25 protein-coding genes and 1 pseudogene are annotated in these 22,950 nt (G+C 71.3%); 12 read left to right on the top strand and 14 right to left on the bottom strand.

What is annotated here, in order from left to right; genetic code table 11:
• The first annotated feature begins 111 nt into the window (after positions 1 to 111).
• On the top strand, positions 112 to 1,341 hold the full coding sequence (locus ACFY04_RS31570; protein ID WP_389121973.1) for a serine hydrolase domain-containing protein: 1,230 nt from the start codon (positions 112 to 114) through the stop codon (positions 1,339 to 1,341).
• A 53-nt stretch (positions 1,342 to 1,394) separates the two neighbouring features.
• On the opposite strand, the pseudogene ACFY04_RS31565 reads toward ACFY04_RS31570, so the two are convergent.
• The 4 genes and pseudogenes from ACFY04_RS31565 to ACFY04_RS31550 all read right to left on the bottom strand — a co-directional run.
• A pseudogene (locus ACFY04_RS31565) lies at positions 1,395 to 1,724 on the bottom strand (hypothetical protein); the annotation flags it as partial.
• A complete protein-coding gene (locus tag ACFY04_RS31560) occupies positions 1,688 to 2,608 on the bottom strand; it encodes a helix-turn-helix domain-containing protein (protein ID WP_389121971.1) in 921 nt (306 codons plus the stop codon). The pseudogene ACFY04_RS31565 and the gene ACFY04_RS31560, both read right to left, overlap by 37 nt.
• A gap of 425 nt (positions 2,609 to 3,033) precedes the next feature.
• Complete coding sequence (locus tag ACFY04_RS31555; RefSeq protein ID WP_389121970.1) at positions 3,034 to 3,303, bottom strand: DUF4031 domain-containing protein; 270 nt, start codon at positions 3,301 to 3,303, stop codon at positions 3,034 to 3,036.
• A 7-nt stretch (positions 3,304 to 3,310) separates the two neighbouring features.
• Entirely contained in the window at positions 3,311 to 3,685 is a 375-nt protein-coding gene (locus tag ACFY04_RS31550) for a hypothetical protein (protein ID WP_389121968.1), read from the bottom strand.
• 100 nt (positions 3,686 to 3,785) lie between these two features.
• On the opposite strand from ACFY04_RS31550, the gene ACFY04_RS31545 reads away from it, so the two are divergent.
• From ACFY04_RS31545 to ACFY04_RS31530, 4 genes are all read left to right on the top strand, one after another.
• The gene (locus ACFY04_RS31545; protein WP_389121967.1) at positions 3,786 to 4,772 is read left to right on the top strand and encodes a MurR/RpiR family transcriptional regulator; all 987 of its coding nucleotides are present in this window, start codon (positions 3,786 to 3,788) and stop codon (positions 4,770 to 4,772) included.
• 146 nt (positions 4,773 to 4,918) lie between these two features.
• A complete protein-coding gene (murQ, locus tag ACFY04_RS31540) occupies positions 4,919 to 5,854 on the top strand; it encodes an N-acetylmuramic acid 6-phosphate etherase (protein WP_389121965.1) in 936 nt (311 codons plus the stop codon).
• Positions 5,855 to 5,877: 23 nt separating this feature from the next.
• A complete protein-coding gene (locus ACFY04_RS31535; protein WP_389121964.1) occupies positions 5,878 to 7,392 on the top strand; it encodes a PTS transporter subunit EIIC in 1,515 nt (504 codons plus the stop codon).
• Between the two features lie 25 nt (positions 7,393 to 7,417).
• A complete protein-coding gene (locus ACFY04_RS31530; protein ID WP_389121961.1) occupies positions 7,418 to 8,008 on the top strand; it encodes a GNAT family N-acetyltransferase in 591 nt (196 codons plus the stop codon).
• Positions 8,009 to 8,015: 7 nt separating this feature from the next.
• On the opposite strand, the gene ACFY04_RS31525 is transcribed toward ACFY04_RS31530, so the two are convergent.
• On the bottom strand, positions 8,016 to 9,503 hold the full coding sequence (locus ACFY04_RS31525; RefSeq protein ID WP_389121959.1) for a hypothetical protein: 1,488 nt from the start codon (positions 9,501 to 9,503) through the stop codon (positions 8,016 to 8,018).
• A gap of 137 nt (positions 9,504 to 9,640) precedes the next feature.
• Between ACFY04_RS31525 and ACFY04_RS31520 the strand changes: the two genes are divergently transcribed.
• Positions 9,641 to 9,841 (top strand): hypothetical protein, encoded by a 201-nt coding sequence (locus ACFY04_RS31520; protein WP_389121956.1) that lies wholly within the window; start codon positions 9,641 to 9,643, stop codon positions 9,839 to 9,841.
• Between the two features lie 13 nt (positions 9,842 to 9,854).
• Here ACFY04_RS31520 and ACFY04_RS31515 read toward each other — a convergent pair whose 3' ends face one another.
• Together ACFY04_RS31515 and ACFY04_RS31510 are read right to left on the bottom strand one after the other, a co-directional pair.
• The gene (locus tag ACFY04_RS31515) at positions 9,855 to 10,499 is read right to left on the bottom strand and encodes a hypothetical protein (protein WP_389121954.1); all 645 of its coding nucleotides are present in this window, start codon (positions 10,497 to 10,499) and stop codon (positions 9,855 to 9,857) included.
• Positions 10,496 to 10,717, bottom strand: a complete 222-nt coding sequence (locus ACFY04_RS31510; RefSeq protein ID WP_314251933.1) for a hypothetical protein — start codon at positions 10,715 to 10,717, stop codon at positions 10,496 to 10,498. Before ACFY04_RS31510 ends, ACFY04_RS31515 begins: the two co-directional genes overlap by 4 nt.
• Positions 10,718 to 10,833: 116 nt before the next feature.
• Between ACFY04_RS31510 and ACFY04_RS31505 the strand changes: the two genes are divergently transcribed.
• Together ACFY04_RS31505 and ACFY04_RS31500 are read left to right on the top strand one after the other, a co-directional pair.
• On the top strand, positions 10,834 to 11,670 hold the full coding sequence (locus ACFY04_RS31505; RefSeq protein WP_389121952.1) for a Scr1 family TA system antitoxin-like transcriptional regulator: 837 nt from the start codon (positions 10,834 to 10,836) through the stop codon (positions 11,668 to 11,670).
• Positions 11,654 to 11,908 carry a DUF397 domain-containing protein gene (locus ACFY04_RS31500; protein ID WP_389121950.1) on the top strand — a complete coding sequence of 85 codons (255 nt, stop codon included), beginning with the start codon at positions 11,654 to 11,656 and terminating at the stop codon, positions 11,906 to 11,908. The genes ACFY04_RS31505 and ACFY04_RS31500 overlap by 17 nt, the downstream gene beginning before the upstream one ends.
• 4 nt (positions 11,909 to 11,912) lie before the next feature.
• Here the strand turns inward: ACFY04_RS31500 and ACFY04_RS31495 are convergent, their stop codons facing one another.
• Together ACFY04_RS31495 and ACFY04_RS31490 are read right to left on the bottom strand one after the other, a co-directional pair.
• Entirely contained in the window at positions 11,913 to 13,094 is a 1,182-nt protein-coding gene (locus ACFY04_RS31495; RefSeq protein ID WP_389121947.1) for a S8 family peptidase, read from the bottom strand.
• A 279-nt stretch (positions 13,095 to 13,373) separates the two neighbouring features.
• On the bottom strand, positions 13,374 to 14,567 hold the full coding sequence (locus ACFY04_RS31490; protein WP_389121946.1) for a S8 family serine peptidase: 1,194 nt from the start codon (positions 14,565 to 14,567) through the stop codon (positions 13,374 to 13,376).
• 375 nt (positions 14,568 to 14,942) lie between these two features.
• Here ACFY04_RS31490 and ACFY04_RS31485 point away from each other — a divergent pair, with 375 nt between their 5' ends.
• The 3 genes from ACFY04_RS31485 to ACFY04_RS31475 all read left to right on the top strand — a co-directional run bounded on the left by ACFY04_RS31485 (position 14,943) and on the right by ACFY04_RS31475 (position 16,357).
• Positions 14,943 to 15,314, top strand: a complete 372-nt coding sequence (locus ACFY04_RS31485) for a protease inhibitor I9 family protein (protein WP_389121945.1) — start codon at positions 14,943 to 14,945, stop codon at positions 15,312 to 15,314.
• Between the two features lie 65 nt (positions 15,315 to 15,379).
• A complete protein-coding gene (locus ACFY04_RS31480) occupies positions 15,380 to 15,940 on the top strand; it encodes a hypothetical protein (protein ID WP_389121943.1) in 561 nt (186 codons plus the stop codon).
• A gap of 33 nt (positions 15,941 to 15,973) precedes the next feature.
• Positions 15,974 to 16,357, top strand: a complete 384-nt coding sequence (locus ACFY04_RS31475; protein ID WP_389121941.1) for a hypothetical protein — start codon at positions 15,974 to 15,976, stop codon at positions 16,355 to 16,357.
• Positions 16,358 to 16,373: 16 nt separating this feature from the next.
• Here ACFY04_RS31475 and ACFY04_RS31470 read toward each other — a convergent pair whose 3' ends face one another.
• The 4 genes from ACFY04_RS31470 to ACFY04_RS31455 form a co-directional block, all read right to left on the bottom strand.
• Entirely contained in the window at positions 16,374 to 17,804 is a 1,431-nt protein-coding gene (locus ACFY04_RS31470) for a PQQ-binding-like beta-propeller repeat protein (protein WP_389121939.1), read from the bottom strand.
• A gap of 38 nt (positions 17,805 to 17,842) precedes the next feature.
• Entirely contained in the window at positions 17,843 to 18,583 is a 741-nt protein-coding gene (locus ACFY04_RS31465) for an SDR family oxidoreductase (RefSeq protein WP_389121936.1), read from the bottom strand.
• A gap of 276 nt (positions 18,584 to 18,859) precedes the next feature.
• Complete coding sequence (locus ACFY04_RS31460; RefSeq protein ID WP_389121933.1) at positions 18,860 to 19,462, bottom strand: phosphoribosylanthranilate isomerase; 603 nt, start codon at positions 19,460 to 19,462, stop codon at positions 18,860 to 18,862.
• A gap of 26 nt (positions 19,463 to 19,488) precedes the next feature.
• On the bottom strand, positions 19,489 to 20,049 hold the full coding sequence (locus ACFY04_RS31455) for a hypothetical protein (protein WP_389121931.1): 561 nt from the start codon (positions 20,047 to 20,049) through the stop codon (positions 19,489 to 19,491).
• A gap of 270 nt (positions 20,050 to 20,319) precedes the next feature.
• Between ACFY04_RS31455 and ACFY04_RS31450 the strand changes: the two genes are divergently transcribed.
• Entirely contained in the window at positions 20,320 to 20,895 is a 576-nt protein-coding gene (locus ACFY04_RS31450) for a Uma2 family endonuclease (RefSeq protein ID WP_389122016.1), read from the top strand.
• A gap of 98 nt (positions 20,896 to 20,993) precedes the next feature.
• Here the strand turns inward: ACFY04_RS31450 and groL are convergent, their stop codons facing one another.
• Positions 20,994 to 22,616, bottom strand: coding sequence for a chaperonin GroEL (gene groL / locus ACFY04_RS31445; protein ID WP_351163805.1), 1,623 nt, complete (start codon positions 22,614 to 22,616; stop codon positions 20,994 to 20,996).
• Positions 22,617 to 22,950: the final 334 nt, after the last annotated feature.

Here is a 22,950-nt window from a genome sequence, read left to right as displayed (position 1 = left end):
CCGCGCCTGACCGCGGTCCCGGTCGCCGCCCCGGACCCGCCTTCCTACGATGAGAAGGTCCGCTCGGGGAGCCGGGGACCGCTCGGGGACGTGCGTCAGAGGAGATCCTCCATGGGCCGGTACCGCACGCCCACCGTCTTGGCAGCCGCCTCCCTGCTGCTGACCGCGCTGTGCGCGGGCCAGGCCCCCGCGGCCGCCCCGCCGGGCCGGGTCGACATCGACCCGGTGATCGCCGAGCAGCTCGACGACGCGATCACCGCGGCCATGCGCAAGGCCGCCATCCCCGGGGTGGGCGTCGGCATGTGGATCGACGGCGAAGACCCTTACGTGCGCACCTTCGGCACCGCCGACAAGGCCACCGGCGTCCCCATCAAGACCGACATGCACACCCGCATCGGAAGCGTCACCAAGACGTTCACCATCACCGCCGTCCTCCAGCTCGTCGACGACGGGAAGGTACGGCTCGACGCGCCGATCTCGACGTACCTCGACGGCGTGCCCGGCGGCGAGAAGATCACCGTCCGGCAGCTCGCCGACATGCGCAGCGGCCTGTACGACTACACCGATGACCCGCGCATGCTGGCCGGCTACAAGGCCGACCCGCACCGCGCCTGGACCCCGCAGGAGCTGCTGGACATCGCCTTCGCGCACCCCGCCGATTTCCCGCCGGGCGCGCGCTGGGAGTACTCCAACACCAACACCGTCCTGCTCGGCCTGCTCGTCGAGAAGCTCGGCGGGCAGCCCCTGCACACCTACCTGGAGCAGCACGTCATCGAACCGGCCGGTCTGGACGCGACCTCGCTGCCGACCGGCGCGGAGATCGCCGCCCCGTACGTGCACGGCTACACGAACTTCACCCCGGACGGCGCGACCGTCGACGCCTCCACCTGGAACCCGTCCTGGGCCTGGGCGGCCGGCGCGATGATCTCCACCATGGACGACCTGCACTCCTGGGTCCCGACCCTGGTCAGCGGGAAGCTGCCCGACGGCGACCGGCTGCTGGAGCCGGGCACCCAGGCCCAGCGACTGCGCATGCTGCCCACCGGGCACCCCGACGTGGGCTACGGGCTCGGCATCGCCGAGCTCGACGGCTGGATCGGCCACAACGGCGAGCTGCCCGGCTACGAGACCGTCGCCGTCCGGCTCCCGCAGGCCCGCGCCACGATGGTGATCGTGGTGAACTCCGACGTCGACGGGAAGTTCGGCAACCTGAGCTCCCTCATCGCCAACACGGTCACCAAGATCGTGACCCCGGATCACGTCTGGGCGCTCCCGGCGGCGGCCCAGCCCAACGCCGTCCCGGAGCCGTCCGCGCCCTCGACCCCGAAGCCGGGTTCCTAGCCCGCCGGCGGGCCCTTCGGGTGGTCCGGCCGGAGCCCCATCATGGCCCCGGGTCATTCGCCGTCGAAGATGTCCTCGGCTGCCGGGGCGGTGACGGCGCGGGTGAGCCAGCGGCGCAAGGTGTCGGGGTCGTCGCAGCCGGTGATCCGTTCGCGGACGTCGTCGGGCACGTCGAGGCCGCGCTGTTCCAGCACGATCAGCAGGTCCTCGGCGCGGCCCTGGGCGCGGCCTTCGTCCCGGATCTCTTCGGAGATGTACGACTTGTAGAAGGAGAGGTCCACGGCCACCAGGGTCCTCCAGAGCTCGTTGGCCGGGCGGTTGCCCAGCCCCTGTGCGGTGAATTCGATCATCGGGTCGGCGACGTTCTCAGGGACGTCCCGCAGTAGGCGTCGGGCCTGGTGCGGCAGCCGCCGCAGGTGCCCGGTTCCGGGCCGCGGAAGGCGCGGTCGCAGTTGTCGCAGTTGTGGAGCGGGTGCCTGGCGGCCGGGGGTGCGTCCCGGGCGCGGAACGGCGGCACGGGCGGGAGCTGGGCGGCGAGGCGGTGGGCCAGGAGGGCGGCCGGGCGGTGCAGGGGCTCCGACGGCAGGTCGGCGGTCAGGGCGTGGTGCACGGCGCTCGGGGGCAGATCGCGCTCCAGCCAGGCCGCGACTCCGGGGGCGAGGTGCTCGACCTCCGTGAGGGAGAGCAGGAGGCGGGGATCCCCACGGCGGAGGCCGACGAGGACCTCGATGGCGGACTGAAGCAGGTCAGGGGCGGGGTACGCGGGCTGCGGCACGGCGGGCAGGGCACGGCGCGGCGGCTCGCCCTCCCGGCGGGCGGGGCGCTTGGGCTTCGGTTTCGGCTCCGGCTCCGGGCCGTCCGTGGCGCCGGACCGGCCCGGCTGGTTGCAGGAGACCGTGCGGGTGACGACGCGGCCGCTGCTGGTGCGTTCGCAGGTGCGGCGCAGATAGCCGTGGGCCTCCAGTTCGCGCAGGGCGGCGGCGATCCGGGTCTTCCCCTCGGGGAAACGCGCGGCGAGGGTCCTGATGTCGATGAGGGAGCCGCCGGGAAGGGACTGGATGTGGACGGCCAGGCCGATGGCCAGCAGCGACAGCTCGGCGTGCTGGGCGAGGTGATTGCCGATCACGGTGAAGCGCGTGGTGTGGCGGGCGTTGTCGTGGATGACACCGCCGGAGCGTGTGCGCGCACGGGTGCGCCGGGACGGGTGGTTTTCCCCGTCGTTACGGGACTGGGCGTGCGGGCGCGCGCTAGTGTTCTGGGTATCCATCGGGAAGGTCTCGACTTCCTCGGTGGTCAGGCCCTCGCACTGGGATTGCAGTCCCGGCGGGGGCCGACGTATGTCAGCGGTGATGTGGTGTGTCGCGCTGAGCGTAGATCAGGCAACCCGTCCCGAAGCCAGCCAAGTTGGTGTTTTTCACTCAAGTGAGTGAGCGTGCGCCATGGGCGGGAGGGGTGGGGTTTGGTGTGGTCCTTTGCCTCCCGTGTCTTGAATCCTGGGATCGCCCCTGCCACCGGAGGCCCAGCGCGCGGGCTCCGGTGCGCGAACGATATCCGCAGGTCAGGGGCGCGGCAGGGCGAGTTCGGCCCCTACGGTCTTCCGGGGGACGGGACGGGCCGAGCCCGACCCCGCACCGGTCGGCGGGCGCCCCGCCGAGGAGCAGGCCGTGGGTGGCGGCGTTCGCGGTGAAGCCACTACGCCGCCGGCCGGCCCTTCGGGCGGCGCAGGCCCGCCGCGGTGAGGCGGCGGACGAGTTCCTTGCTGCCGATCTCCACCGCACCGGCGGCAACCGCGTCCGCGTACCGGTACGAGGGCACGTCGTAGTGGTCCCGCTCGAAGGCGCGCGGCGGGCAGCCGATGGCCGCCGCGAAGGCGTGCAGCTCCTCGTACGAGATGTCGCTGACCAGGTGCGACCACATGCGGCCGTGGCCCGGCCAGGTCGGCGGGTCGATGTAGACGGTCACCGGCGGCTCACCGGAGTCCGAAGACCGGGCCCAGGCCGCCGATCGCGGCCACCTTCACACCCGCCTCCGAACACACCCAGTGCGGGTCGGGTCCCAGCTCCGGCTCCACGTCCAGCGCGTGCGGCTCGCCGTGGCCGCAGACCGGGCACAGCGGCCATCGTCCGTACTTCTCCAGCAGCGCGTCCTTCACGTCTTGGGCTACGAGTCCGGCAAGGTAGTCGACACCCTCCGGCCACTGCTCCACCCACCACCGGCGGTGCGTGACCGAGTCCTCGACGAGGGAGACGACATCGGCTTCGGCGACCTCGCCGGCGGCGAGGTCGGCGAGAACAAGGGCGCGGGCGACGTGCAGCGCCTGCTCCAGGGGGGTCGCGTGGTCCATGCGCCCATTGTGGACCCGCAAGGGCCCGGCGATGAAGGCCCTCTTTCCGGGGGCCCAATGGCGTATTGACCGGACCTTGCGCTGAAAATAAATTTCAAGAGTGAGCCAGAACCCGAAGGAAACTGCCAGCCACACCCCCGTCCCCGCCTCAGGCCGCGCCGCAGACCCCGGCGCAAGCCCCGCCCCGGCTCCCCCGCCCCACGCCCTCCGGGCCCGGATCCGCAGCCTCGGCCCCTCCATGACCCGCTCCGTGCAGGCCGTCGCCGACGCCGTCGCCGCCGACCCCGCCGCATGCGCCCGGCTCACCGTCTCCGCCCTCGCCGCACACACCGGCACCAGCGAGGCCACCGTCGTCCGCACCGCCCGCCTGCTCGGCTACCCCGGCTACCGCGACCTGCGCCTCGCGCTCGCCGCCCTCGCCGCCCAGCAGGAGTCCGGCACCGCCCCCGCCGTCACCGTCGACATAGCCGTCGACGACCCGCTCGCGGACGTCGTCGCCAAGCTGGCCCAGGAGGAGGCGCAGACCCTCACCGACACCGCCGCCGCCCTCGACCTCACCCAGCTCGCCGCCGCCGTCACCGCGCTCGCCACCGCCCGCCGCATCGACATCTACGGCGTCGGCGCCTCCGCCCTCGTCGGCCAGGACCTCGCCCAGAAGCTGCTGCGCATCGGCCTCCTCGCCCACGCCCACAGCGACCCCCACCTGGCCGTCACGGGCGCCGTGCAACTCCGCCCCGGCGACGTCGCCGTCGCCATCACCCACTCGGGCACCACCGGCGACGTGATCGAACCGCTGCGCACCGCCTTCGAGCGCGGTGCCACCACCCTCGCCCTCACCGGCCGCCCGAACAGCCCCGTCACCCGCCACGCCGACCTCGTACTGACCACCTCCGCCGCCCGCGAGAGCCAGCTGCGCCCGGCCGCCATGTCCAGCCGGACCAGCCAGCTGCTCGTCGTCGACTGCCTCTTCGTCGGCGTCGCCCAGCAGAACTACGAGACCGCCGCCCCCGCCCTCGCCGCCTCCTACGAAGCCCTCGCCCACCGCCACAAGTCCAGCCCCGCCACATCCAGCCCCTCCGGCGTTTGAGGAGCGGAGCCGGGGGCGGAGCCCCGGTGTTCCAGCCCCTCCGGCGTTTGAGGAGCGGGGTCCGGGGCGGAGCCCCGATCTTGCAGCTCAGCCCGCGCACCACCCGCCACCCGCCGCCCGCCACCCGCCACCCGCCAGGGAGCCACGTGACCGCGTACGAAGAACTCCGCGCCCAGCTGGACACCCTCACCACCGAGGCCTTCCGCCAGGACCTCGCCGAGATCGACCGGCTGTCCACCCTCGACATCGCCCGCACCATGAACGCCGAGGACGCCACCGTCCCGGCCGCCGTCGCCGCGCAACTGCCCCGGATCGCCGCCGCCGTCGACGCGATCGCCGAGCGGATGGCCCAAGGCGGGCGGCTGGTTTACGCGGGCGCGGGCACGGCCGGCCGGATGGGCGTCCTGGACGCCAGCGAGTGCCCGCCCACCTTCAACACCGACCCCGCCGACGTGGTCGGACTGATCGCGGGCGGCCCCTCCGCCATGGTCAAGGCCGTCGAGGGCGCCGAGGACTCGAAGGAGCTGGCCGCCGAGGACCTCACCGCGCTGGACATCGGGCCGCACGACACGGTCGTCGGCATCTCCGCCTCCGGCCGCACCCCGTACGCGATCGGCGCCGTCGAGTTCGCCCGTACCCGCGGCGCCCTCACCGTCGGGCTCTCCTGCAACGCCGGATCCGCCCTCGCCGCGGCCGCCGACCACGGCATCGAGGTCGTCGTCGGACCCGAACTCCTCACCGGATCCACCCGCCTGAAGGCCGGCACCGCGCAGAAGCTCGTCCTCAACCTCATCTCGACCATCACGATGATCCGCCTCGGGAAGACGTACGGGAACCTGATGGTCGACATGCGCTCCTCGAACGAGAAGCTGCACGCCCGCGCCCGCCGCATCGTGGCGCTGGCCACCGGCGCACCCGACGAGGAAATCGAGGCCGCCCTGACCGCCACCGGCGGCGAGGTGAAGAACGCCGTGCTCGTCGTCCTCGGCGGAGTCGACGGCCCCACCGCCGCCGAGCTGCTCGCCGCCTCGCAGGGCCACCTGCGCGCCGCCCTCGAACGCGCCCTCGCCCACACCCGCTGACCCCCGAGCCAAGGCGATCCCCCATGTCCACTGACAAGAACCGCGCCACCGCCGCCGCGATCCTTCCGCTGGTCGGCGGCCCGGACAACATCACCTCGATCGCGCACTGCATGACCCGCCTGCGCATCTCGCTGCGCGACCGCTCGCTGGTCCAGGACGAGGCCCTGCGCGCCCTCCCGGCGGTCCTCGGTGTGGTCGAGGACGACACCTACCAGATCGTGCTGGGCCCGGGCGCCGTCGCCCGCGTGACCCCGGAGTTCGAGGCACTCGTCGAGGAGGCCCGCTCGGCCACGCCGGCAGCCCCGGCGGCCCAGCCCTCCGGCGGGATCACCGCGGACGACCTCGCCGCTCAGGGCGCGGCGCTGAAGGAGGCTCAGAAGGCCCGGAACGCCACGCCCTTCAAGCTGTTCCTGCGCCGCATCGCGAACATCTTCGTTCCGCTGATCCCGGCACTGATCGGCTGCGGCATCATCGCCGGGCTGAACGGCCTGCTGACGAATCTCGGCTGGGTGCCCGCCGTCGTCCCCGCCCTCGCCGCCATCGCATCCGGCTTCATGTCCCTGATCGCGGTCTTCGTCGGATACAACACGGCCAAGGAGTTCGGCGGTACGCCGGTCCTGGGCGGCGCGGTCGCCGCGATCATCGTCTTCCCGGGCGTCGCGAAGATCGACGCCTTCGGCCTGGAGCTCAAGCCCGGCCAGGGCGGCGTCCTCGGCGCGCTCGCCGCCGCCCTCCTCGCCGTGTACGTGGAGAAGTGGTGCCGCAGGTGGGTCCCGGAGGCCCTGGACGTCCTGATCACCCCCACCCTCACCGTGCTGATCTCGGGCCTGGTCACCCTTTTCGGCCTGATGTACCTCGCCGGTGAGGCCTCCGCCGCCATCGGCACCTTCGCCAACTGGCTCCTCGCCAGTGGCGGCGCCTTCGCGGGCCTGGTCCTGGGCGGCCTCTTCCTCCCCCTCGTGATGCTCGGCCTGCACCAGGCCCTGATCCCCATCCACACCACCCTCATCGAGCAGGACGGCTACACCGTCCTGCTGCCCATCCTGGCCATGGCGGGCGCGGGCCAGGTCGGCGCGGCCATCGCCGTCTACTACCGCCTCCCTCGCAACGTCTCGCTCCGCGCCACCATCAAGTCAGCGCTCCCGGCCGGGTTCCTGGGCATCGGCGAACCGCTGATCTACGGCGTCTCCCTGCCGCTCGGCCGCCCCTTCGTCACCGCCTGCATCGGCGGCGCGGCCGGCGGTGCCTTCGTCGGCCTCTTCCACCAACTGGGCGTCGCCTTCGGCTCCACCGCCATCGGCCCCTCAGGCTGGGCCCTGTTCCCCCTGCTCGACGGCCGCTCCGGCGCGGGCATCACCCTCGCCATCTACGCGGGCGGCCTGCTGGTCGGCTACCTGGCGGGCTTCACCGCCACCTACTTCTTCGGCTTCACCCGCCAGATGCTGACCGACCTCGACACCGACACCGGCCCGGACCAGGCCCCGGACACCACGACGGCCACCACCGGAACACCCCCGAAGGAACGGATCCCCGCATAGCCGAGCGGTCCGTCATGATGCAGGGATGATCAACTCCATACCTCCCGTGGTCCCCGCCGGCCGGATGCGCGCCCTGCCGCAGCCGGAGTTCGAGCTGCCGGGCGGCCTGCTGCTGCGCCGCTGGGCGGCCCACGACGTCCCCGCGCTCGTCGAGTCCTGCCTCGACCCGGACATCCGGCACTGGAACCGGCCCGCCCTCCTGACCCCGGCCGAGGCCGAGGAGCGGATCGCCCGCTGGCACGCCCGCTGGCAGGACGAGGAGGCCGCGATCTGGGCCGTCGCCCCCGCCGGCGGAGCCCCGGCCGTCGGGCTCATCGGCATCGGCGACCTCGATCTCGCGGGCGGCAGCGGCGAGATCCTCTACTGGCTGCTGCCCGCCGGGCGCGGCCGCGGGGCCATGGTGGCGGCCACGGAACGCGTCACCCGCTGGGCGTTCGAGGACCTCGGCCTGCACCGGATACGGATCACCCACTCGGTGGCCAACCCGGCCTCGTGCGCCATCGCGACGAAGGCGGGCTACCCCCTGGAGGGCACCATGCGCGGCGCCCTCCTGCACGCGGACGGCTGGCACGACGAGCACCTGCACGCCCGCCTGCGTACCGACGCCCCGGTGTGAGAGGGGGTCACCGGGCCTGGGGCCGGGGCTGGAGCGGTGGCTGGAACGGGGTCGGAGTCGGGGTCGCGGTCGGAGTCGGGCTCACGGTCGAAGGCGAGGGCGGGGTCGCGCCCTTCTCGGTGGCGCTGGCCTTTTCCAGGAGCTCTGTGTAGGGCGTCTCCGCCGTGGAGCCGCGCACCGGCGAGAGACCGTACCGTTCACGGGCCTTCTCTTCGTTTTTGCTGGGGTTTCGGGGGTCGAAGGGGATCCGTTCATCCGGTGGCGACACATCCACAATGACGTGCGGATTCTTGCCGCCGGTCCTCCACAGGGTGATGCGCTGTGGGCCGCGGGTCACGTTCAGGACTTCGCTGCTGTTCGAGATCCCGGTCCGGTACCTGTACTTCGCATCGGCCGGATCCCCCGGCTGGCAGTCCTCCTTGATCTCCTTCTCCGTCATCCTGGAGCGCTCGTATTTCGCGGTCAGCCTCATTCTGTCTTTCCTGATCACGTACACCTCGGTCCGGGCCCTGACCGCTTCGTACTTGTGAGGAACCGCACCGTCTATCTCAATGACCGCGTCCTGGGCAATCTCTTCCCCTGGATGCAGTACGCGGCCGACCGGCGAGACGAAATCGCCATCGTAAATCAAGTCGGCCGCGGCAGGCTTGGCGTCGAACTTGCTACTCGCAGGCACGCCATGGACCCAGTAGATGCTGCCGAGGACGTAGACGGGCACTTGGCCGGCGTTCTTAACGAATAGATGCACCGTCACATACACCCGCTGCGACCCCTTCTCCATGTTCGACTCCTTGAACTCGGCCCCACTTTGGATCAGCGGCATCGTCACAAAGGGAACATAGATCTGCGAATACGCAAGGTTGGCGGTGGCGAGAAGGGTGGAAATTATCAACCCGATCGCGACCTTCCTGGGAACGCGGAGCCCCTTCCACGCCCCGCATTTGAGAAGTCCGTACAGGGCCACCGAGGACCAGACACCGAGGGCTATCCCGACCTCGGTGTAACCCGTGAACCGCTCGCCGATCTGCAGCAGGAGCAGGGCGACGCTACAGAGGAGGGAGATCACGACTCCGACCAGAACGACCACTCCCGAGTAATGCCACCGACGCTTGGTCCAGTAGTCGATGGCGGCCACGGCGGCCGACATCTCCACCACGGCCACGACGAGGATGGTGAGTCCCGCGATCCGTCCGGCGTACGTGAGGGCATCGCCGCTGTCCGACAGTCCGATCCGGAAGAGCGGACATGCCGTTGTGAGGAGGCCGACGACCATGAAGAAGCAAATGGTTCGCCGCACCCACGCCACGTCCGGCCAGACGGTGTGGTCTCCGCCGAGCCAGTGGATCTCGTGCCCCGGTTCCACACCAGCACGATCCAGGATTTTTCGGAGTTCCTTGAGGGACCCAGCCTTGCCGACCCGCCTGCCGCCCACCGAAACCGGCCGCAAGCCGAGGTCTCCAGGCGGCCCCACGGATACCTCGGGCGTGTTCGCCATAACACCAGCCTGCCGCTCGACCGCGAGCGGCGCCCCTCGTGCGCCCCTTTGTGCGCCCCCCACCAGGGTGCGCCCGACCCGCCGCAGAGGGAGGCTGGTGTTGACGTGTTGATGTCGCTCGACCCCCGGAGGAGTCCATGCGTACTCGAATTCTTGCGGTCACCGCCGCCCTCGTACTGGCCGCCTTCGGCGCCACGGTCCCCGTTGCACAGGGCGCCGTACCGACTGTCTCCGGACCGTTGTGCGAGCACAGAGGGGGAACCGTGGAGTACGACTCCGCCACCGGCGTGTGGAACTGCGTAGGCGGCACGTACGACGGCGAACGCATCACCAGCTGAAGCTGAATACGGCTCAGCCCGCGGCAGTACGCAAGAACCGCACCAGGTCATCGACGCCGTAGCCGAGCTTCGGCCCGCGCTCGGCGGCCATCAGCAGCAGCTGGCCCACGATCTCCGCGCCCCAGCCGTCGGTACCGTCCTCGGACCACTCCCACAGCTTCTCGATGCCGAGGTCGGACATGAGCAGCCCGTGCTCCGTCCGGACCTCCCGGCAGGTCTCGGCGACGGCATCCAGCAGCCGCGCCCCCGGCCGTTCGCAGCGCAGCCCGAAGTACCCGCCGACGTACTCGACCACGCACCCCTGCGGCGGCCGCGCCTCGATGCGCTCGTAGCTCGGTGACTCCCCCACCGGGCAATGGATCAGAGTGAACCGGTGCCACCCCGGCGGCGGAGGCGGCTTGGGGCGCCACGCGGTCAGCCCGAAGGCCTCTTGCACCAGCGCGGTCGCCTCGTCCGCAGTGGCGGCCGTCCGCGCCTCCCGCCGCTCCCCGTCGTCCCCGACGGCCGTCCAGAGCGTGCCGCCCTCTTCGCCCTGCACGCGCACGGACAGTCCCATGCCTCCACGCCTCCACGCGCCACTGGCCAGGGCCGTCTCCAGCCCCCGCAGCTTCCAGCCGAGTTCGAAGGCGAAGTTCACCGCCTCCACGGACTCGCTCACGCGCCCGCCGCCCGCTCGTGCAGTACGGCGGCCAGCCGGAGCGCGGTGTCCAGGTTGCAGCGGCCGAGGTCGACCAGCGGCAGGCCGTACGTACCGGCGGCCGAGACCCGCTCCACGTCCAGCGAGGGGAACAGCACCCCGACCCCGGCGAGGGATTCCCGCAGCTGCTGGACGGCCTCCTCGGCCGCCTGCATGCGCTCCTGTGGGGAGAGCACCATGACATGTCACCTTTCTACTCTGAGTATCCGACTTCTTCACACAGAGTGGCGACGCGCTCACTAGCCTTTCAAGTGCGGACCCCGCAACAACCGCACATGTTGCTCAGGGAGTTGCCATGGCACGGAAGAACCTCGATCCCTCCTCCTCACCCCGCGCCCTCCTGGGCGCGGAACTGCGCGTAGCGCGCGAACGCGCGGGCATGAGCCAGGCCGAACTCGGCGAACGGCTCTTCGTCAGCGGGTCGTTCATCGGCCAGCTCGAAGCGGGCACGCGTCGTATGCACCTGGAATTCGCCAAGCAGATCGACGAGATCCTCGGCACCGGCGGCTTCTTCGCCCGTAACTGCGGGGCGCTGGCCAAGTCGAAGTACCCGAACCACTTCGCGGAGGCCGCTGAAGCAGAGGCGGAAGCGAAGACGATCCGGGAGTACGCGCCCCTGGCGCTACCCGGGATGCTCCAAACGAAGGCATACGCCCGGGCTGTTTTCATCGCCTACCAGCCAACAGCTACCGAGGAGGTCATCTCCGAACTGGTGCAGAACCGGCTGGACCGGGCCGGTGTCCTCAGCGATCCAACAACCCCGTTGTTCTGGTGTGTACTCGACGAATCGGCCCTTCGACGAGTCGTCGGCAGCCGGGCAGTGATGGCCGAAGTCCTACGCCACATCGCAGCCCTGATCCGGGCACGCCGGATCTTCGTGCAGGTCCTGCCCTTCAGCGCCGGAGCCCACTCGTCCATGGGCGGCACCCTGAAGCTGATGACCTTCGAGGACGCTCCCCCACTCGCGTACGTCCAGGGCAACGACATAGGGGTGCTTCTGGACGATCCGGCAACCGTGACACGCCATTCGCTGACCTACGATCTCCTCACGGCCGGCGCGCTGTCACCCAGCGAATCACTGGCTTTGATCGAGTCCGTGGCGGAGGATTACGAACATGACCAGCACGCCTGAGTACGACCTGTCAGCGGCCATTTGGCACAAGTCCAGCTACAGCGACGGCACTGGCGGCGACTGCCTGGAGATGGCCACCTGGCGGAAGTCCACCCACAGCGGCGGCAGCGGCGGCGACTGCCTCGAAGTGGCCGACGGCCACCCCGGCCTCGTCCCCGTGAGGGACTCCAAGCAGCCCGAAGGCCCGCACGTGGTGTTCCACGCACGGGCCTGGGCGACCTTCGTCGCGGCGCTCTGAGCGATCAGAGACCGTCGGTGAACAGCAGCTTGTTCGGGCTGTCGTCGCTGAGGTTCTGGACGATGTCCTTCGTGGACACCTCGTCCAGGAAGTCCGACACCTCCGCCGGCAGCGCGTTCGGGTGCTCCGACTTGTAGAGCGCGGCCACACCGGCGACGTGCGGCGCGGCCATGGACGTACCGTTCAGGGCCACGCTGCCGCCGCCCAGACGCGCGGAGATGATGTCCTTGCCGGGGGCGTAGAGGCCCAGGCAGGTGCCCCAGTTCGAGAAGTCGGTCTCCTCGTCGAAGCGGTTCGTCGCGCCGACCGTCACCACGCGCGCGGCGGACGCGGGCGAGACCCGGCAGGCGTCGATGTTGTCGTTGCCCGCCGCGATGACCGGCAGCACGCCCCGGTCGGACACGGCGGTCGCGGCCGTGTTGACCGCTTCGAGCCGGCCGCCGCCCAGGGAGGCGTTCAGGACGGCGGGCTGCCGGATGTTGTTGGCCACCCAGTCGAAGCCGGCGATGATGCCCGCCCAGGAACCGCGGTTGTCACACCCGAGGACCCGGACGCTCACCAGGCTCACCTTGCGCGCCACGCCGAACGTCTCACCGCCGACCGTGCCCGCGACGTGCGTGCCGTGGCCGTTGCAGTCCGCGCCGTTGCGGCCGTCCCCGATCGCGTCGAAGCCCGCCTGCGCGCGGCCCCCGAATTCGGGGTGCCGGAAGTCGATGCCGCTGTCGACGATGTACGCCGTCACGCCCTGACCGCTGCGGTTGGCGCTGAAGTCGTTGTTCAGCGGCAGGAACCGCTGGTCGATGCGGTCCAGACCCCAGGAGTGGGCGGGCGACTTGGTGCCGATCCCGTTCGCGGGGGTCGGCGGCGCGGTCACCATCGCGTCCTCCGACACAGACGTCACACCTTGCGTCGCACGAACCGACTTCAGCTGCTCCGCCGTGAGGGACGCCGCGAAGCCGTTGATCGTCTTGGTGTAGGTGAACTTCGCCGCCAGGCCCAGCCGCTTCGCGAACGCCGCCGGGGCGACCTGCTGGTCGAGGGTGACGATGTAGCTGCCCGGGATGGCGTCCGCGGACGTGAGGAGCGGCGCCGGGGTCGGCTCCGGGGTGTCGGCGGAAGCCGCGCCGGCCGCGACGGGTGTCAGTGCGAGGAGGGCTGCGGCGGTCAGGGCTGCGAGCTGACGCATGAAGGGAACTCCCTGAAGTGCGTGGTAGATCGGCGTGGGGGAGCCGCCCCCGCGGTCTGGAGTCCTCCGCGGGTGCGGCCCTCACCTTCATCGGGTCCGGACCGAAGAGGACTTGAGCCGCCCGCCTCCGCCTGGCGGATATCCCGGGGCGGCGGCGGGAGGGCTTTCGAACCCGGTGCAGAAAGGGTCATTCCGGGCTGCCGTCGGGGCCTCGCCCCGATCGGACAGCCTCGGAAGATTCACTCGTACGAGCACCCGGGCGCCCGTATCCGGACCGGGTCAGAGACCGCCGGTGTTGAGCAGCTGGTTGGGGGAGCTCTTGCTGACCTTGGACAGGACGTCCTTGGCGGACTCCTCGTCGATGAACTCGGCGATCGCCCCCGGCGTCTCGGTCGGGTGCGCCTGCAGGTAGAGCGCGACGACGCCGGTGACGTGCGGGGCGGCCATGGACGTACCGCTCTCGCTCATACTGCCTCCGCCGAGCTTCGCCGAGACGATCTCCTCGCCGGGTGCGTAGAGCTCGACGCACGTACCCCAGTTGGAGAAGTCCGTCTCCTCGTCGTAGCGGTTGCTCGCCGCCACGGTCACCACCCTCTCCGCGGACGCGGGGGAGACCTGGCAGGCGTCCTTCGCCTCGTTGCCCGCCGCGAGGACCGGCAGGACGCCCGCATCGCTGAGCGCGGTGGCAGCGTCGTTGAGGGCCTTGGACAGCGAGCCGCCCAGCGAGCCGTTCAGCACGGCCGGCTGCTTGGCGTTCTTGGCCACCCAGTCCATCCCCGCGATCATCCCCGCGTAGGTGCCCTGGCCGTCGCACCCGAGGACGCGGACGCTGACGAGGTTCACCTTGGTCGCCACGCCGTACGTCTTGCCGCCCACCGTGCCCGCGACGTGCGTGCCGTGGCCGTTGCAGTCCAGGCCCTTCTGGGTGGCGGCGTCGGGCATGGCGTCGTAGCCGAACGTGGCGCGCGGGCCGAACTCGGTGTGCGTGTAGTCGATACCGGTGTCGAGGATGTAGGCGGTCACCCCGGCGCCGTTGCCGTTGACGGTGAAGCTGTTGTCGAGCGGCAGCTGCTTCTGGTCGATCCGGTCCTGGCCCCAGGACGAGGCCACGCCGAGGGTGGAGGCACCGTCGTCACGGGACCGGGACGACGGGGCGGACACCTTGGTGTCCTGTTCGACGGACTTCACGCCGAGCGCGTTGCGGACGATCGTCAGCTGGAGCGGGGTCAGCGGGACGGCGAAGCCGTTCAGTGCACTGCCGTAGGTGAAGGTCGGCTGCACGCCCAGCGTCTTGGCCAGTTTCACCGCGTCCACACCCTTGTCGAGGGTCACGATGTACTGGCCGGGCACGGCGTTCGCCGAGGCGATCAGCGGGGCCGGGGTCGGCTCCGGGGCTGCGGCCGAGGCAGTGCCGGCCAGGGCGGGCGTCACGGTGAGCAGGGCAGCGGTCGTCACTCGTGCGAGCAGGCGCATGGAAGGAACTCCCTGGCGGGGTGGAAGGCCGGCATGGGTGAGCCGCCCCTGCGGCATCACGTGCTCCTGCGGGGGCGGCCCGACGTTCCATCGGTCCCACCTCTCGGCGGGTTGAAGCCTCACCCCCGCCCGGCCGCTCGTCCGCCGCCGCCGCGGGTACGCCCGCCGCCCGCACTGCAGAAAGGATCATCCCCCTGTGCCGTCAGGACCGTTCCCCGGCCCGTACGCCCCGTGGCGCCCGTAACAAGATCACCCGTACGGTCCGCCGCCACCTCAGGGGGGCGCACGGCCGGTGCGCCGCCCATGCCCCCGCCACACCCCCGGACACCCCCGGACCTCGTTGACCTGCCCCGCAGCGCGTGATGGCCTCGGTCCATGCGCATCCGTCTGAGCCGAGCCCTGCCCGTGGCCGTCGCCGTACTGGCCGCCGTCTCCGTACTGCCCGTGGCCGCGGCCACCGCCGACGTGCCGGAACCCGTACCGCACACGGCTCCCGCCGCCGATCACGCCACGTACATCGTCACCGTGCGCGAGGACAGCGACCCCGCCGAGGTGGCGGACCGGGTCGGCGCCACCCCCGTCCACGTCTTCCGCTCCGTCCTGCACGGCTTCTCGGCCCGGCTGAGCCCCGAGCAGCTCACGGCCCTGGAATCGATGCCGGACGTCGAGTCCATCGAGGAGGACGGTCAGGCGACCGGCAGCAACGTCTCCGGCCGATACTGGGGGTGGGGGTCCTCGGGCGTGTGACCCGCGGTCGCGCCCGCGGTCAGGCCCCCGGTCCGGCCGGCCGACCGACGGGGGAGACACCCGAGTTGAAGATCAAGCAGGGCGCTGCGGTGCTCGTCGTGTCCCTCGCCCTCACCGCCCTCGCCCTCACCGCCCTCGGCGGATGCGGCCTGACCGGATCCGGCGACGCGGACCCCGGCTCCGACGGGATACCCCTCGCGGGCACCAGTACTTCGCGCGACGCCGCCGCCGCGGTGGAGAAGGTGTCGGCCGAGCTTCGCGGCCTCACCGGAGTCGAGGGGAAGCCGTCCGAAGGGCTGGCCGGCGTCACGGAGTGCCCGGGCAGGGACCCGGCCAGGTACTTCCAGGTCTTCCACCCGTGGAGCTTCCACCCCGCCTCGGACGACCGGCTCGACGAGGCGATGGAACGGCTCAAGGCCGCGCTCCCCGCGCACGGTTGGAAGGTCGCCCGGTACGGACCCGACACGAGCCAGAACAAGAACCTCAGCCTCACCGCCGACAACGGAGAGAAGAAGTACGGCGTCAGCGTCGTGCAGATGAAGAAGAACGACCCGCCGAAGCTGAGCCTGACCGTCGTCTCCGGCTGCTACGAGGTCCCGGAGGGCAAGGAGGTCGAGAGGTTCTGACCTCTCGATCCGGTCGGCGGGGACACTGTGCCCATGCAGCTCCCCGCCGAAGTCCTGACCGGTACCGCGTTGATCGAGGTGGTACGGATCTCCGCCCTCCCGGCGAAGAACGGCGCCCCGTACCCGGGCAGGACCGTCGCCCACTGGTCCGGGAGCGAGGTGACCGACGCCCTGGCGCTCATCGGGACCCTGCCGGGCCGCGGTCGGCACCGTTGCGGCTTCTCTCCGGGATGGAGCATCCGCGGCTACGAGGACTCCCTCGAACTGGTCCTCTTCGAGGCGGCGTTCTGCTTCAGCTGCCACGAGGTCCGCATGCACGGACCGGCGGTCCCGCCCGCCCTGGCCACGCAGTTCTTCCACGCGGACGCGCCGCCCGCCCAGGCCCTTCTCGCCCTCTTCCGCGCGGCCGGGCCGTGACGTCGGCCGGCCGCCGTCACCAGCCGAAGACCGGATCCATGTCGAAGATCGGCGGCAGCAGGCCCTTGCGGTCCAGATTGACGAAGACGTAGGAGCCGGGCGGGCCGGGGTAGAACGCGAACCGCTCGCCCAGCGGCAGGTCGCGCAGGACCGTGGGCTCCGCCCGGCCCCTGCCGTCTGCCAGGCCGCGGTGGGTGAGGTACGTCCACCAGCGGCCGGAGGTCACCACGCCGACCTCTCCCGGGCCGGTCGGGGCCAGCCCGCGGACCTCCTCGTCGCCGGCGCCCGCCTGCCAGAGGCGACGGCCGTCGGTGAGGGAGTAGGCGGACACGCCGTTCTTCTTCCCCTGCTTCACCGCGGTGACCAGCGTGTCCCCGGTCAGCAGCGGGGACGGCTCGGACAGCAGGTCCCCGTCCGGGCCCGAGGCGGGTACGGAGCCCCGCACGCGGCCCGTGTCGTCGAGCAGCAGCACCGCGTCCATGCCGCGTTCCGCGGTCTCCGTGACGCGCAGGACCGGCGGGACGGCGGACAGCACCCGTACCTCGCGCAGCCGGCTCGCCGTCGGCAGCGCGCTCTGCCAGGCGCGGGTACCCGTACGGGAGTCGACGGCGGTGATCCGGGCGGCGTCGCCGCACTCCTCCACGTACAGGGCGTGTCGCTCCGAGCCGTCGACGGCCTTCACCGTGCAGTCGGCGGGTATCGGGACCCGCCAGCGCTCCGTGCCGCTGCGCAGGTCGAGGCCGGTCACCGTGTCTCGGTCGGCCACGACGGCGCTCGCGCCGGCCGCGGCCACCAGCGCCCGGCCGGCGTCCCGGGTCCACTCGACGTGGCCGTCGGCCAGGTCCACGGCGACGACCTGCGAGCCGCACGCCCCCGGGCTCTCCCCGTAGGTGAGGAGGCCGATGCCCGACGGGGTCGTCCGGCTGAGCGCGCAGAGCGGCGTACGCTCCGGGGCGGGCAGCCGCCAGCCCCTGCGGCCCTCCCCGTTGTAGGCGACGAGGCCGTCGGTCCGGGCCCGTACGAGCATTCCGGGCCTGGGCGCCCAGACGCCGACCGGGGCCGCCGCCGGATGCACCGCCTCCTGCCACCCGGACAGGTCCATGTGCGGGCCGCGCGCGTACTCGAAGCCCAGCCAGCCGGGGGCCGGCGCGGCCAGCGCCACGCAGACGGCGATCACCCGGACGTGCACCGGGGCGCGGCCGTGGCCGCGTTTCCTCGGCGTCCGCCACAGCAGCCACGCGGCGGCGGCGCACAGCGGGGCGAGGAGCGCGAGGCCGCCCGTGCCGCGCGGGCAGCTGTCGATCCCGCACACGCGGCCGGGGCCGTCGGTGAACACCAGTTTGGCCAGGAGGATCAGGTACAGCGCCGCCACCGCGGCGAACGCGGCGGCCGCGGTGAACGCGAGGTGGCCCAAGAGCCGTGCGGGCCGCGATCGTTCCATGTCCATGATCCCCTCCGACCGCAGCCTAACCGGGGGCTCGGAACTCAGAGCGCGGAGCCTCCGGTGGCGTCGACCACACGCCCGGTCACCCAGCGAGCGGCGTCGGAGGCGAGGAAACCGACGACGTCCGCGATGTCCTCGGGACGGCCGACGCGGCCGAGCGCGGAGAGGGATGCGGCGTGCGCCTCGGCCTCGGCGTTGCCGCGCAGCCAGCCGGCGTTGACGTCGGTGTCGACGATGCCGGGGGCGACCGAGTTCACGGTGATGCCGCGGGCGCCGAGGGCCTTGGCGAGGTTCAGCGTCAGGGTGTCGAGCGCGCCCTTGGTGGCCCCGTAGGCGAGGATCTCGGGCATCGCGATGCGGGCGGCGCCGCTGGAGATGTTGATGATCCGGCCCCCGTCGCGCAGCCGCCCGAGTGCCTCCTGCACCACGAAGAACGGCGCCCGCACGTTCACCGCGAAGACGCGGTCGAAGTCCTGCTCGGTGATCTCGCCGAGTGGAATGGGCAGTCCGATGCCCGCGTTGTTGACGATGATGTCGACCCCGTCCAGCCCCAGCTCGTCGTACGCCGCCCAGAGCGCGGCGGCGGAGCCGGGGCTGCCGAGCTCCGCCCGCAGGGTGAAGGCCCGGCCGCCGTCCTCGGCGATCCGCCGGGCGGTCTCGTGGGCGGCCGCCTCGTCGCTCGCGTACGTGAGCACCACCGTGACGCCGTCGGCGGCGAGCCGCTCGGCGATGGCCCGGCCGATGCCCCGGCTGCCGCCCGTGACCAGTGCTGTCCTGCTCATGAAGTCCCCCGCGAGATTCCGTAATGATCACTACAGAATTAACCTAACACGGTGCGCCGGTCCGTCAAGCCCCGAATGTTCGCGCCGTGACGCGGGGATCCGCGCGAGGCGCAATGGAGTCCAGCCCACTCCCCCGACACACCACAGAGGACCGTCCCCATGACCTTCACGAGGACCCGTCGCCTGGCCTTCGCCCTCGTCGCCCTGCTGGCCGGCCGCCCGACTCCCGTCCGCGTCGCCGGCTGACCCCTGCCGCGGCGAGCCGTGTTCCACCGGTCAGTGCGCTCGGGCGGCCTCGATGAAGGCGCGGATCAGCTCCGGCGACTTCACGCCACGCTCCCGCTCCACCCCGCTGGACACGTCCACGCCCCAGGCCCCGGTGGCCGCGAGCGCCGCCCGCACATTGCCCGGGTTCAGTCCGCCGGCGAGCAGCCACCGCCCCTCGGGCGCGGTAAAGTCCGCCGCGCCCCAGTTCCACGGCTTGCCGGAGCCCGGGTCGGGCGCGTCCAGCAGCAGCAGGTCCTCGCCGTACTCGCCGCAGCGCTTCACGTGCTCGGCGGTGGCCCGCAGCAGGGTCCGGCCGTCGGCGCGCAGCGCCGCGAAGTCCTCGGGGCCCTCCTCGCCGTGCAGCTGCACCCCGCGCACCCCGCTCTCCTCGGCGAACCGGCGCACCTCCGCCACCGCCTGCCGCCGGAACACCCCGACGGTCAGCACCCCGTCCGGCACCCGCGCGGCGAGCTCCCGCGCGGTGGCGGCATCGACCGTACGCGGGCTGCCGGGCGCGAAGACGAACCCGACGGCGTCCGCCCCGGCGGCCACGGCCACGTCGACATCGTGCGCGGTCCTGAGCCCGCAGATCTTGACGAAGAGATCAGCCATGCGCCCAGCCTATGCGGACGGCCGCGTCAGCGGCCCAGCTGCACGGGACCCAGCACCGACCCGCCGATCGCGGCCGCGAGATGGGCCGCGCCCGCCTCGTCGGCGTACCGGAAGTGCACGTAGACCGTGTGCCGGCCGTCGGGATGCTCCTCGTTGACGTCGAGTTCCACCCGCTGGTTCGTCGACTCCTCCACCGCGGACGGGATCTCGGGGACGAACGGCCAGGCTCCGTACCAGAGCATCGTGGCCGCCCCGCGGCCCAGCGCACGCAGGAAGGCCTGTTCGACCGGGCCCGGAGCGGCGTACGCGTCGACGGTCAGCGGCAGTTCGGCCGCCAGCTCCCGGTCGTCGCCGGGCAGTTCGGCGCCCACGAACCAGACGTCCCGGTCCCAGTCGTACGACGGATCGAACCGGCCCGCGGGAAGGACCCCCGCCAGCCCCCGGGCCTCCTCGACGGTGTGCGCCTGCGCGCACAGCCACATCTCCGCGTCCAGTGGCTTCATCCGCCCGCACAGCAGGCGGGCCCGCCGGTAGGCCTCGGCGAGGTCGTCGGTCCGGAACACGGGGTAGGCCCTCGAACTTCCCATCCCGCGCTCAGCCCCGCTCGGCGGGCCGGGCGAGCAGCACAGACGGATGTGGAGCCGTGCCGCAGGCCTCGGCGGTGCGCAGCACGGGATGAGCGACGGAGTTCCCCATGGCCGACCGTCACACGGCCACACCCGCCCCGGCCAGCGGTTTTCACCACCCGATCGAAGGGGACCGCTCCGAGCACCGGGCGAGGCCCGTGTCACGGCACTAGCCTGAAACGAGGCACGGGCTCAGCACTGCACGCCATCCGGAGGAATACGGTGACGATCATGATCGAGCGGGCCACACCCATAGAGACGTCGTCGGCGCCACCGGCCTTCGAGGACCTTCTGCGCACGGTCGCGGAGATGGACACGCCAGACGGTTTCAAGGCCGAGCTCATCCGGGGGAAGATCGTCGTGTCACCGTTTTCCAGGCTGCGCTACTCCCGTCGCATGCGCCTGTTGCGCGAGCAGCTCCAGTCTCACGTGCCCGACGGTCACTTCGCTGACACCTCCCCCTTCCTCTTCCGGTTCCCGTCGGCAGAGCGCGGCTACGGACCGGACCTGTACGTCGCGGACGAGGCAGCCTTCGAAGAGGACGGGCTGCATGCGGACGGAGCCGCACTGTCCCTGGTCGGAGAGTTCACGTCCGTCTCCACCAAGGACGCCGACTGGAACGAGAAGCTCGACGTCTACGGACGCCTCGTACCCGTCTACCTGGTCGTCGACATGCAGGACTCGGAGATCACCTGCTTCTGGGACCCCTCCCCGCACGGGTACCGCTCCCGCACGACGGTGTCCTTCGGCAAGCCCCTGCACGTCCCGGAGCCGTTCGACTTCGCGATCGACACCGCCGGCTTCTGATTCCGGGGAACATGGAAACGCCCGAGGGCGGCACCCCTTGCGGGGTGCCGCCCTCGTTCGAGAACAGCCGATCAACCAGTGGCCGGAGCCGGGGTCGATCAGAAGTCCATGTCACCACCCGGCATGCCGCCGCCCGCGGGGGCACCGGCCTTCTCGGGCTTGTCGGCGATGACGGCCTCGGTCGTCAGGAACAGCGCGGCGATCGACGCGGCGTTCTGCAGCGCGGAGCGCGTGACCTTCGCCGGGTCGATGATGCCCTCGGCGATCATGTCGACGTACTCGCCGGTCGCGGCGTTCAGGCCGTGACCGATCGGCAGGTTGCGCACCTTCTCGACGACGACGCCACCCTCAAGACCACCGTTGACGGCGATCTGCTTGAGCGGGGCCTCCAGCGCGAGCTTCACGGCGTTGGCGCCGGTCGCCTCGTCACCCTCCAGCTCCAGCTTCTCGAAGACCGCGGAAGCCTGCAGCAGCGCCACGCCACCACCGGCGACGATGCCCTCCTCGACGGCCGCCTTCGCGTTGCGAACGGCGTCCTCGATGCGGTGCTTGCGCTCCTTGAGCTCGACCTCGGTCGCGGCACCGGCCTTGATGACGGCCACGCCGCCGGCCAGCTTCGCGAGGCGCTCCTGGAGCTTCTCGCGGTCGTAGTCCGAGTCGGAGTTCTCGATCTCGGCGCGGATCTGGTTCACGCGACCGGCGACCTGGTCGCTGTCACCGGCACCGTCGACGATGGTGGTCTCGTCCTTGGTGATGACGACCTTGCGGGCGCGGCCGAGCAGGTCGAGACCGGCGTTCTCCAGCTTGAGGCCGACCTCCTCGGAGATGACCGTGCCGCCCGTGAGGATGGCGATGTCACCGAGCATGGCCTTGCGGCGGTCACCGAAGCCCGGGGCCTTGACGGCGACGGACTTGAAGGTGCCACGGATCTTGTTGACGACGAGGGTGGAGAGCGCCTCGCCCTCGACGTCCTCGGCGATGATCAGCAGCGGCTTGCCAGACTGCATGACCTTCTCCAGGAGCGGCAGCAGGTCCTTGACCGAGCCGATCTTGGAGTTGACGATCAGGATGTACGGGTCGTCGAGGGACGACTCCATGCGCTCCATGTCGGTGGCGAAGTACGCCGAGATGTAGCCCTTGTCGAAGCGCATACCCTCGGTGAGCTCCAGCTCCAGACCGAAGGTCTGGGACTCCTCGACGGTGATGACGCCTTCCTTGCCGACCTTGTCCATGGCCTCGGCGATGAGCTCGCCGATCTGGGTGTCGGCGGCGGAGATGGAGGCCGTCGAAGCGATCTGCTCCTTGGTCTCGACATCCTTCGCCTGGGCGAGCAGGGCGGCGGAGACGGCCTCGACGGCCTTCTCGATACCACGCTTGAGGGCCATCGGGTTGGCACCGGCGGCCACGTTGCGCAGGCCCTCGCGGACGAGCGCCTGGGCCAGGACGGTGGCGGTGGTCGTACCGTCGCCGGCGACGTCGTCCGTCTTCTTGGCGACTTCCTTGACCAGCTCGGCGCCGATCTTCTCGTACGGGTCCTCGAGCTCGATCTCCTTGGCGATGGAGACACCATCGTTGGTGATCGTGGGGGCGCCCCACTTCTTCTCAAGGACGACGTTGCGACCCTTGGGGCCAAGGGTGACCTTGACGGCGTCGGCGAGCTGGTTCATCCCACGCTCGAGACCACGCCGGGCCTCCTCGTTGAACGCAATGATCTTGGCCATCTGAAGTGGTCCTCCCGGACAGCGGTGGATTGCTCCCAGGACCGCGCCCGCGCCCGCGACGGACGGCCTGCGTGCCCGGCGGTTCCTTCCCGCCGGACCCTGCGGGCCTCACCGACCCGGTCCTCGTTTCAGTAGCACTCTCACGTGGAGAGTGCTAACGCCAATGATTAGCACTCGACCCCCGAGAGTGCAAGCGGCTTCGAAGAAGCCTCGTTGAGGGGTGGCGGTCGGGTGACGGGTGGGCGCAAGCGGCTTCGCGCAACGCCCCGCTACTCCCGGGCACACGCACGAGGGGCCCCCATCCCGTGTCCAGGATGTGGGCCCCTCGTGGTGT

This window comes from Streptomyces sp. NPDC001549, from assembly GCF_042894025.1.
Taxonomy (GTDB): Bacteria; Actinomycetota; Actinomycetes; order Streptomycetales; family Streptomycetaceae; genus Streptomyces; species Streptomyces kutzneri.
This window is presented reverse-complemented; position numbering and strand designations above follow the sequence as displayed.

Bases quoted from the DNA above. Each gene is read 5' to 3' on its own strand.
- ACFY04_RS31570 (WP_389121973.1), top strand. From the start codon at position 112: ATGGGCCGGTACCGCACGCCCACCGTCTTGGCAGCCGCCTCCCTGCTG.
- ACFY04_RS31495 (WP_389121947.1), bottom strand. From the start codon at position 13,094: ATGCGTCAGCTCGCAGCCCTGACCGCCGCAGCCCTCCTCGCACTGACA.
- ACFY04_RS31535 (WP_389121964.1), top strand. From the start codon at position 5,878: ATGTCCACTGACAAGAACCGCGCCACCGCCGCCGCGATCCTTCCGCTG.
- ACFY04_RS31500 (WP_389121950.1), top strand. From the start codon at position 11,654: ATGACCAGCACGCCTGAGTACGACCTGTCAGCGGCCATTTGGCACAAG.
- ACFY04_RS31490 (WP_389121946.1), bottom strand. From the start codon at position 14,567: ATGCGCCTGCTCGCACGAGTGACGACCGCTGCCCTGCTCACCGTGACG.
- ACFY04_RS31460 (WP_389121933.1), bottom strand. From the start codon at position 19,462: ATGGCTGATCTCTTCGTCAAGATCTGCGGGCTCAGGACCGCGCACGAT.
- ACFY04_RS31525 (WP_389121959.1), bottom strand. From the start codon at position 9,503: ATGGCGAACACGCCCGAGGTATCCGTGGGGCCGCCTGGAGACCTCGGC.
- ACFY04_RS31485 (WP_389121945.1), top strand. From the start codon at position 14,943: ATGCGCATCCGTCTGAGCCGAGCCCTGCCCGTGGCCGTCGCCGTACTG.
- ACFY04_RS31550 (WP_389121968.1), bottom strand. From the start codon at position 3,685: ATGGACCACGCGACCCCCCTGGAGCAGGCGCTGCACGTCGCCCGCGCC.
- groL (WP_351163805.1), bottom strand. From the start codon at position 22,616: ATGGCCAAGATCATTGCGTTCAACGAGGAGGCCCGGCGTGGTCTCGAG.
- ACFY04_RS31560 (WP_389121971.1), bottom strand. From the start codon at position 2,608: ATGGATACCCAGAACACTAGCGCGCGCCCGCACGCCCAGTCCCGTAAC.
- ACFY04_RS31510 (WP_314251933.1), bottom strand. From the start codon at position 10,717: ATGGTGCTCTCCCCACAGGAGCGCATGCAGGCGGCCGAGGAGGCCGTC.
- ACFY04_RS31475 (WP_389121941.1), top strand. From the start codon at position 15,974: ATGCAGCTCCCCGCCGAAGTCCTGACCGGTACCGCGTTGATCGAGGTG.
- ACFY04_RS31470 (WP_389121939.1), bottom strand. From the start codon at position 17,804: ATGGACATGGAACGATCGCGGCCCGCACGGCTCTTGGGCCACCTCGCG.
- ACFY04_RS31520 (WP_389121956.1), top strand. From the start codon at position 9,641: ATGCGTACTCGAATTCTTGCGGTCACCGCCGCCCTCGTACTGGCCGCC.
- ACFY04_RS31530 (WP_389121961.1), top strand. From the start codon at position 7,418: ATGATCAACTCCATACCTCCCGTGGTCCCCGCCGGCCGGATGCGCGCC.
- ACFY04_RS31465 (WP_389121936.1), bottom strand. From the start codon at position 18,583: ATGAGCAGGACAGCACTGGTCACGGGCGGCAGCCGGGGCATCGGCCGG.
- ACFY04_RS31455 (WP_389121931.1), bottom strand. From the start codon at position 20,049: ATGGGAAGTTCGAGGGCCTACCCCGTGTTCCGGACCGACGACCTCGCC.
- ACFY04_RS31450 (WP_389122016.1), top strand. From the start codon at position 20,320: ATGATCGAGCGGGCCACACCCATAGAGACGTCGTCGGCGCCACCGGCC.
- ACFY04_RS31505 (WP_389121952.1), top strand. From the start codon at position 10,834: ATGGCACGGAAGAACCTCGATCCCTCCTCCTCACCCCGCGCCCTCCTG.